The organism is Denitrobacterium sp. (assembly GCF_056180635.1).
The window spans coordinates 1-8,666 of sequence record NZ_JAZZJS010000019.1 but is presented as its reverse complement, the minus strand read 5'-3'; the positions used below and the strand labels follow the sequence as shown (position 1 = coordinate 8,666).

Here is an 8,666-nt window from a genome sequence, read left to right as displayed (position 1 = left end):
CTCACAGAACGACATGGCTACGATCCGCCTTGGGGTGGGGCCGCCCCTCTCGTTTCGCCTGCGGCGAAACTCGCGGTTCCGGGTCGGGGCAGATGGCGCTCGTTCGTTTTGCCTACGGCAAAACTCACCTTTCCGGGTCGGGGGAACCTTCCCTTTCGCTTCGCCTGGCGGCGAAGCTCACTGATCCGGGTTGTGGGGCGGTTGGGGTCGCGTACAATGAGGGGGAACGCTACGAGAGGGTCGGAGGGGTAGTGCCATATATGTCGTTTGTCGCGCCCAGGAAACTGGGTTGGGGCTTTCTTCTTGCGTGGGTGTTTTGCTCGTTCTATGCGGGGCCGGCGGTTTCTGCGGTTCCCAGCAGAGAAGATATGGGGCTTGCGCCCCTTCCGCACTTGATGGTCGATTGCGCTCCCGTGACTATTGCCGTGCTCGTTCTTGTGGCGCTTCTGGCGCTCGAACGCCGTTTTGGGTCCATTGCCCAGCATCGTTGGGCACGCATCTGGGCTCCCGCGCTTACCGCGTTGGGAACGTTGCTTTTCTCGATCGATTCCGTGATCGAGGGGCCGTCGTTCGATCTGTACCTTGTTGGGTCCGTGCTGAATGGCGCGGGCAGCGGCATGCTGTGGGTTCTGTGGGGCGAGCTGTACGCAGGTCTTCCGCAGGACGAGGTTGAGGCATCCGCCCTCCTTTCCGCCATCGTCGCGGCCATGCTCGTGCTTGCGGCGTCCGCCATGAGCGGATGGGTCGTCTGCGCGTTCGTGCTTTCGTTTCCGCTGATATCGGGCGCGCTCTTCGCGTTGGCGTGGGCGCATGACGGCGATTCCCGTGCTTCGGCCGACTTGCATACGCATGTCGAGGAAGACGCACTTGCCAGCGCTCACGACGCCTTGCGCGGCAGGCCCCTCAGCGCGATGCGCGCGATGGGCCGCAGCGGGTGGGGCGTGTTCTTCGCCTGCCTGTTCACCTGCGTTGCTGGCTCGCTCGCGGGAGTCAAGGTGGAAGGCGTCGCGTTCCAGGTCATGGTCATGCTCAGCTTGGCCTTCATGGGCGTTATAGGCTTCGTGTCGCTTACGGGGCCGCGTCGCCTGTCCATCGCATTTCTCTATCGCTGGATGTGCCCCGTGCTGATGCTCGCGTTTTCCGCGCTTATCGTGTTCGGCCCTGCCGTTGGAGGCTGCGTCGCGTTCGGCGTTTCACTGGGCGCCCGCTTTGCGTTTTGCCTCATCACGCAGATGTATTTCGCGCGCTTCGCCGCCCGTGGCCAGGCTACGCCCACGCAATCGTACGCGCTTGGCTGGATCTTCGTCCACCTGGGCGATTTGGCGGGCGTGCTCGTGATGTTCGCACTGGAAGCGCTTGGTGCCGCCGCGAACGTGCCCTCCGTTGCCGCCGCCTGCATGGTGCTTCTTGCCGTGGCGACGATGTACGTGCTGGGCGATAAGGACAGCTTTGCGATTGCGTGGGAAGTCAAGCGCGTCGTTGCCCCTGCCGGTGACGCTGCCCCCGCGGAAGCCAAGGTCGATGGTCTCGATGCGCGCATCGAGGAACTCGCTTGCGAGTTGGGGCTTACGCCCCGCGAGACCGAAGTGTTCTCGCTGCTCATGCGCGGCCGTTCGGTTCCATATATCCGCGACGAGCTCGTAGTGTCGCGCGAGACGGTGGCCACGCACGTCAAGCACATCTACGCGAAGGCCAACGTCCACAGCCGTCAGGAGCTGCTCGACCTGGCGAATTAACCCCTCCCCATCAAAAACGCACCCGCCTGCAGAGCGGGTGCGCTAGGTAGAAGGGGGCGGGAGGGGAGCCCCCGTATCGGGAGAGTCGCTTATTCGATGCCGCAGGCGTGCTTAGCCGCAATGCGCCCGAAGCAACCGCAACGGCCGCAGTTGATGCCGGTGAAGTTGCTGGGGTAGCTGTACGGGTAGAAGCCGCCCTGGTCGTTACCGCAAACGTAGAGGCCCTTGATGGGGTCGCCGTTGTCGTCGAGCGCGCGGCTGTACGTGTCGGTTACGATGCCATGGGTGGTTGCCAGAAGGTTTCCCGAGGTGCGGATGGCGAAGAAGGGGGCCGTGTCCACGGTGCTGCAGCGGAACGCTTCCTTGCCGAAGTCGGTGTCGCCTTCCGTCATCATCTTGTTGTAGCGCTCGATGGTAGCCAGGAACGTTTCCTGGTCTTCCTTGGCGGGGAACATCGTCTGGGCGAGTTCCTGCAGCGTGTCGCACTTCTTCAGGGTGCCATCTTCGAGACGGGGCGCCAGCCAGAAGCTATCGAGATGCTCGCGCGTGAGGGGCTCGCAGTCGTACACGTCGGCGTTGAATGCACCGCCATTGGGGGCGGGGGTAAGGCGGCTGCAGCCGCACGTGTCGAAGCGCTGGATGTCTTCCCAGTACGTGCCGTCGAAGACCTGCCAGGTGAAGCCCTTGGGCTGATGCGTGCCAAGCGAGAAGATTTCGGGGTACGTGCTGTCCTCGTTCATGACGCGCTCGCCGCGTACGTTGACGCGCAGGAAGGGCTGGCTTGCGGGGAGGAAGAGCGGATTGCCCTGCTCAGGACCCACTTCCTCGTTGTCGGTAACCACGCCGCGGTTCCACACCATGGCTCCGCCGCCCTTTTCCAGATGCGCGCCGGCCCAGATGGCCATGCGGATGCCGTCGCCTTCTTCGGTGGTGGCGGCGGAACTCGTGCAGTACTTCAGCGAGTCGGGGCACAGGTCTTCCATCATTTCCTTGTTGGCTCCGTAGCCGCCCGTGGCCAGGATGACGCCCTTGCTGGCGTTGTACTGCTTGTAGCTGTTGTTCTTGTCCTTCGCGATGACGCCCGTTACCGCGCCATTCGCGTCCTGCACCAGCTGCTGAGCGGGCGTGTTGAACTCGAGAACGCCGCCGGCTTCCAGGAACAGATCGCGCATGACTTCCAGATGCGCGTATGCGCCGTACTGCGGGCCCTCGGGCATGAATTCGCCCATGACGGGGTTGGTGCACATGGCGGGGTAGTAGCATTCCTCGCCAGTGGGGGCGTGCCATTCGAACGGGAAGCTCATGCCCTTGGGGGTCTCGATGTCTTCCAGCCAGTCCATGAACTCGCCCGATTTGTCTACCCAGGTCTTGTAGAGCGCCATGTTCACGTCGCCCGACTGGGTCTTCTTCGCGTGGTTCAACAGCTTGGCCTTGTCGATTTCATAGCCCTTGGAGTGGCGGGAGCCGATCGCGCCTACGGCTTCGCGTGCCATGGCGATGGCGCCGGCCTTTTCCAGAACAACGACGTTAAAGCCCTTTTCCTGAGCCGTCATAGCGCCCATCAGGCCACCGTTGCCTGCGCCCACCACAACGAGGTCGCAGTCGACGGTTTCGGAGATGTTGGTGATGGGCTCGGGCTTGGTGCGCCAGGTGCCCTCCGTGGCGGCAGCCGGCTTTTCGGCTGCCGACTTGGGGCCCGAGCAGCTTGCGAGCGCGCCGGCGCTCAGCGCGCCAGCCGCGGTGAGACCGCCGAATTTGAACAGGTCTCGTCTACTGATAGAAGAACTCATGTTCCCTCCTCGTTTCCGGCCCACGTCCATTCGTGGGCTCCCAACGGGGCAACCATAGGTCGCAGCGGGATGGCGCACATCGCCGAAAGGCAGGGAAATCCATGCTCCCCGAAAACAGGGGAGAACCTCTGAACTGGGTAAACGCGGTATGTGGTGGGTGAGTTGGCGTTGCTTCGCGCGGGCTGGCATGCGGGGCGCTTGGCGTTGGAGATGGGTTTCGCGCTCCTGGAAAAAGGCCGATTATCGTGCCCCGATGGAGCCAATTGCGGAAATGATATGCGCTGCTTTCATTTTTTCTTGCATGTGATACTATATTCGAGCTGCAGAAGCAGCATAACGGGATGTGGCTCAGCTTGGTAGAGCGCTGCGTTCGGGACGCAGAGGCCGCTGGTTCAAATCCAGTCATCCCGACCAAGAATGCGAAGGGGATGTTCCCGTATGGGGCATCCCCTTCTTCCGAACGAGGGGAACTCATCGGAGCCCACTATCAGGGAGGCAGTATGAAATTCGGTGGTCTCGGTCCAGTCGAACTTATCATCATCCTCGTCGTGGTCCTGCTCATCTTCGGGCCCAAGAACCTGCCAAAGCTCGGCAGCGCAATCGGTCGCACCATGAAAAACCTCCGAGAGGGTATGGGTGCATCCGATAAGGGCGAAAACCTCGAGGAAACGGAATCCAGCGAAGAATCCAAAGACGATTCCGAAAAGAAATCTAAGTAACTGTAGGAATTGGGGCCGCGTTGCGAAGGCGCGGCCCTAGTAAATGGCAAGCAAAGGATAGAATCATGGCAGATCAGAGTCCCGTTCTCACCGAAGAAGGCAAGAGGAAGCTCGAGGAAGAGCTGCAGTATCTGGAAAACGAGAAGCGCGCTGAAATCGGCGAGCGCATCAAGGTCGCCCGCGAATTCGGCGACATCTCCGAGAATTCCGAGTACGACGACGCCAAGAACGAGCAGGGCCTGATGGAGGCTCGCATTGCTGAAATCAACAGCATCCTGTCCGACGCCACGATCGTTGCCGGTGGTGCTCGCAAGGGCTACGTCTCCATCGGTTCCACCGTTACGGTCGAGATGAACGGCTCCGAGCGCGTCTTCAGCATCGTTGGCGCCGCCGAGGCCGACGTTCGCAAGAACAAGATCAGCAACGAATCCCCCGTTGGCTCCGCGCTGCTGGGTGGCAAGAAGGGCGACCACATCAAGGTCACCGGCCCCACCGGCCGCGTGAGCGAGATGACGATCGTTAAGGTAGAGGCCTAATGACCGAACAGAACGCTCCGATCATCGAAGACGATCCCCGGCAGGTGCGCCTGAACAAGCGCGAGGCGCTCATCGCCGCGGGCTCGAATCCGTATGGCTCCGAAGCCATCGAAATCACCCATCTCACCGGCGAGCTTGCGAAGCAGTACGCCGAGCTGGAAAATGGCGCGTCCACCGAAGACCGCGTACGCGTTGCCGGCCGCATCATGGCGCGCCGCCTGCAGGGCAAGATTGCGTTTCTGGTCCTGCGCGACCGCGAAGGCGATGTGCAGCTGTTCTGCCGCATCAACGAACTGGGCGAGGAATCGTTCGAGGCCCTGAAGGACCTCGACGTGGGCGATTGGCTGGTTGCCGAAGGCTGCGTGCTGCGCACCAAGCGCGGCGAGCTTTCCGTTGCCATCGACGCGTGGAAGCTGCAGAGCAAGTCCATCCGCCCGCTGCCTGAGAAGTTCCATGGCCTCACCGACAAGGAAACGCGCTATCGCCAGCGCTACGTCGACATGGTCATGAATCCCGATTCCAAGGCCGTTTTCGTGAAGCGCTCGCGCATCATCAGCGCCATTCGCCGCTACATGGAAGAGCAGGGCTATCTGGAAGTGGAAACGCCCATCCTGCAGGAAACGCTGGGTGGCGCTAACGCCAAGCCCTTCACCACGCACTTCAATGCGCTCGACCAGGAATGCTATCTGCGCATCGCTACCGAGCTGCACCTGAAGCGCCTGCTCGTTGGCGGTATGGACCGCGTTTTCGAAATTGGTCGCCAGTTCCGCAACGAGGGCATGGACCTCACGCACAACCCCGAATTCACCAGCATGGAAGCGTATTGCGCGTTCAGCGACGTCGAGGGCATGAAGCGCCTGTCCGAGGGCGTGTTCCGCGCCGCAAACGCTGCAGTGAACGATAGCGATACCATCACGTACCAGGGCCAGACCATCGAGCTGGGTGGCACGTGGCGCTCCGCCGCCATGACCGACCTGGTTAGCGAGCATGTGGGCGAGGAAGTCTCGCTCGACACGCCCGTCGAGCATCTGCGCGAGATTCTGGATGCCGAGCATCTGGAATGGCAGGAAGACTGGGGTGCTGGCAAGCTCATCTTCACGCTGTACGACGAGCTCTGCGAAGCGGAAATCGTGAACCCCACGTTCGTGTGCGATTACCCCGTAGAAGTGAGCCCGCTCGCCAAGCGCAAGACGTCCGACCCGCGCCTTACCGACCGCTTCGAGCTTGTTATCGCTGGTCACGAGTACGCCAATGCGTTCAGCGAGCTCAACGACCCGGTCGATCAGGAATCTCGTTTCGCCGCCCAGGTAGAAGCCAAGAAGAACGGCGACGACGAGGCCATGGAATACGACGCCGACTACATTCGCGCGCTGGAATACGGCATGCCTCCTGCGGGTGGCGTTGGCTACGGCATCGACCGCATGGTCATGCTCCTGTGCGACCAGGCGTCCATCCGCGACGTGCTGCTGTTCCCGCATATGCGTCCCGAAGCCAAGCAGGCTGCGAAGCCGGCCGACGACGCCTCTGAAGCCGCGACGGCTCCCGTTGCCGAAGCGGCCTCCGAAGAGGCTCCTGCCGCTGAGCTTTCGGGCGCCGCGCTGGAAGCCGCCCAGACGGCTGCCCCCCAGGCAGGCGAAAAGCTGGAAGCCAGCATCTCGCGCGATGCCGCGCTCGAGCTGCTGAAGGCCCACAACCAGGATGAATACCATATCCTGCATGGCCTGCAGCTGGAAGGCCTCATGCGCTATTACGCTCGTCAGTTCGATGCGGAAAACGAAGAGTTCTGGGGAATCGTGGGCATGCTGCACGACCTCGACTGGGAAGAGTTCCCCACCGAGGAAGACCATACGGTGCGCGCTGCTGAAATGCTTGCCGAGGCGGGCGTGAATCCCGTGGTTGCCCGTGCCATCCAGTCGCACAATTCCGATGTGAACGCGGCACTTCCCACGCCGGAGCACCAGATGGAACGCGTGCTGTACGCCATCGATGAGCTTTCGGGCCTCATCAACGCGTGCGTGAAGCTTCGTCCCTCGCATTCGGTGACCGACATGAACCTGAAGTCGCTCAAGAAGAAGTACAAGACGGCTAGCTTTGCCGCCGGCTGCGACCGCGAGGTTATCGCCCGCGGCGCGGAATACATGGGCATGGAGCTTTCCGACCTATTCACGAGCATTCTGGAAGCCGAAAAGGCGCTTGTCGCGGAAGGCAATCCCGCATTCGAATAGCGTTTCGCTTGCAAACGTTGCTAGCGACCTCGTCTTATGACGGGGTCGCTTTTTTGTTGCCGCGTTTCGTTTGACCCGTTGCCCTGCGCGTAACCAAGCGGTTGGGGTGCTATAGTGCTCGGTGGGGTTCCCCCGCATGCGGGGGATGTTTGTACATAGGGGTTCATGAAGGCATGGGGCTGCCCATGTGCCTTCATGCCACTCGCCGGAGGGGTTGGTTCGTATAACGGCCATGTATAGCGAGTTCGAGACGATTCAGCGGCATATCGCGGCCGTTGAGGAAGTGTGCTCTCAATCAGGCGGAGCGCTGCGGCTTCGCGACATCGCGGTGCTGCTCTGCCTGCGCGAATGCGAGGGAGATACGCCTGGCGGCATCTGCCGCAAGCTTGGCATTCCGCCTGCGTCGCTCACGCGCAGCCTTTCCAAGCTCGAGGACCTCGAGCTTGCCGAGGGGCGCACCGATGCGGAGGACCTGCGCAAGGTCGTCTACAAGCTCACCAATCGCGGCGACAACGTCGCATTCGAGTGCGTTCAGTCGTGCGGCTTGGATACTGCGCGGGGCATGATCCGATGGTATGCGCTGTTCAACCGCGCGCTTTCCGAGGCGAGTTCCATTGCCGGCTGTTCTTTTCGCGGCGCTGCAGCGGGCTGGGTGCTTCTGGTCCTGCGCATCTCCGACGGGCCGCAATCGGTGAAGGCGCTTCAGCAGGCGACGTCGTTCTCCCAGTCGCGCGTTTCGATGGCCTTGGCGGCCTTGCGGAAATGCGGGCTCGTTGAGTCGTCGAATGGTGGCGTTGACGCACGTCAGAGGCTGTATTCCCTTACGCCGGCGGGGTGGGATGCTTCGCTTCCCCTTTCGCATGCCCTCGAGGAAATGGCCTGATATCCATCAAGAATGAAATTGTTTTTCCCGTTTGAAAGCCCCTCGAGAACACCGGGTTATACGTCCCCGTATACTTTCTCGCAACGAACGGGAGACCGTTCCAAGACGAGATTAGGCCGTTCGGCCAGAGGGAGAGGGAGAAGCATATGGGAGAGAACTGTACCCGTCGAAGCTTCATCAAGCGCGCGGGCGCAACGGCAGTGGGAGCCGCCATGCTTGGCTCGTTGACCGCGTGTGGCAACAAGGGCATGAAGAATCTGACGGCAGACTCTAGCGTTGCCGCGGATTCCAGCGCGGAGGGAAGCGAATTCTACTGCACGTGCGGCTGGAGTTGCTCGTTCTGCCAGTATCGCATTTTCACGCGCGAGGGCAACGTGGCGCACATGCTGCCGAGACCCGATTTCGACTACGTGACCTGCCTGAAGGGTAGGAGCCGTATTCAGCGCACGTATAGCGATGCGCGCGTTCAGTATCCCATGAAGCGCGTTGAGGGCACCGCCCGCGGCGCTGGTGAGTGGGAACGCATCACCTGGGACGAGGCCATCAGCGAGATTTCGAAGAAGTGGCTCGAAGTCGAAAAGCAGTATGGGCCGCTTGCCAATAGCTATTACCAGGGTGGCGGCGGCTTTCAGGGAAGCTTGAATGGCAACGCCGGCATGATCATGCGCTTGTTCAACGCAACGGGCTGCACGAAGTGGGATTATTCGTTCGATAACGCAACCAACACGGGTCTTACCCGTGGCGGAATTCAGTGGTTTGATCAGAACGAGCCCAAGG

General features: G+C 61.5%; 7 protein-coding genes and 1 tRNA gene. 7 read left to right on the top strand and 1 reads right to left on the bottom strand.

Going from position 1 to position 8,666, the window contains the following annotated elements; genetic code table 11:
* Window positions 1-368 precede the first annotated feature (368 nt).
* Complete coding sequence (locus AC04P6_RS01690; RefSeq protein WP_475564861.1) at window positions 369-1,736, top strand: helix-turn-helix transcriptional regulator; 1,368 nt, start codon at window positions 369-371, stop codon at window positions 1,734-1,736.
* 89 nt (window positions 1,737-1,825) lie between these two features.
* On the opposite strand, the gene AC04P6_RS01685 is transcribed toward AC04P6_RS01690, so the two are convergent.
* Window positions 1,826-3,526, bottom strand: coding sequence for an FAD-dependent oxidoreductase (locus tag AC04P6_RS01685; RefSeq protein ID WP_475564860.1), 1,701 nt, complete (start codon window positions 3,524-3,526; stop codon window positions 1,826-1,828).
* A gap of 337 nt (window positions 3,527-3,863) precedes the next feature.
* Between AC04P6_RS01685 and AC04P6_RS01680 the strand changes: the two genes are divergently transcribed.
* The 6 genes from AC04P6_RS01680 to AC04P6_RS01655 all read left to right on the top strand — a co-directional run.
* Window positions 3,864-3,940 (top strand) — tRNA-Pro (locus AC04P6_RS01680).
* An 86-nt stretch (window positions 3,941-4,026) separates the two neighbouring features.
* The gene (gene tatA / locus AC04P6_RS01675; protein WP_475564859.1) at window positions 4,027-4,245 is read left to right on the top strand and encodes a twin-arginine translocase TatA/TatE family subunit; all 219 of its coding nucleotides are present in this window, start codon (window positions 4,027-4,029) and stop codon (window positions 4,243-4,245) included.
* A 65-nt stretch (window positions 4,246-4,310) separates the two neighbouring features.
* Window positions 4,311-4,781 (top strand): transcription elongation factor GreA, encoded by a 471-nt coding sequence (greA, locus tag AC04P6_RS01670; RefSeq protein ID WP_475564858.1) that lies wholly within the window; start codon window positions 4,311-4,313, stop codon window positions 4,779-4,781.
* Window positions 4,781-7,006, top strand: a complete 2,226-nt coding sequence (gene lysS, locus AC04P6_RS01665) for a lysine--tRNA ligase (protein WP_475564857.1) — start codon at window positions 4,781-4,783, stop codon at window positions 7,004-7,006. The genes greA and lysS overlap by 1 nt, the downstream gene beginning before the upstream one ends.
* Before the next feature lie 232 nt (window positions 7,007-7,238).
* The gene (locus AC04P6_RS01660; RefSeq protein ID WP_475564856.1) at window positions 7,239-7,889 is read left to right on the top strand and encodes an ArsR family transcriptional regulator; all 651 of its coding nucleotides are present in this window, start codon (window positions 7,239-7,241) and stop codon (window positions 7,887-7,889) included.
* Between the two features lie 146 nt (window positions 7,890-8,035).
* The coding region (locus tag AC04P6_RS01655) for a molybdopterin-dependent oxidoreductase (RefSeq protein WP_475564855.1) at window positions 8,036-8,666 on the top strand (631 nt) is incomplete at its 3' end.

Bases quoted from the DNA above. Each gene is read 5' to 3' on its own strand.
- tatA (WP_475564859.1), top strand. From the start codon at position 4,027: ATGAAATTCGGTGGTCTCGGTCCAGTCGAACTTATCATCATCCTCGTC.
- AC04P6_RS01660 (WP_475564856.1), top strand. From the start codon at position 7,239: ATGTATAGCGAGTTCGAGACGATTCAGCGGCATATCGCGGCCGTTGAG.
- AC04P6_RS01685 (WP_475564860.1), bottom strand. From the start codon at position 3,526: ATGAGTTCTTCTATCAGTAGACGAGACCTGTTCAAATTCGGCGGTCTC.
- AC04P6_RS01690 (WP_475564861.1), top strand. From the start codon at position 369: ATGGGGCTTGCGCCCCTTCCGCACTTGATGGTCGATTGCGCTCCCGTG.
- lysS (WP_475564857.1), top strand. From the start codon at position 4,781: ATGACCGAACAGAACGCTCCGATCATCGAAGACGATCCCCGGCAGGTG.
- greA (WP_475564858.1), top strand. From the start codon at position 4,311: ATGGCAGATCAGAGTCCCGTTCTCACCGAAGAAGGCAAGAGGAAGCTC.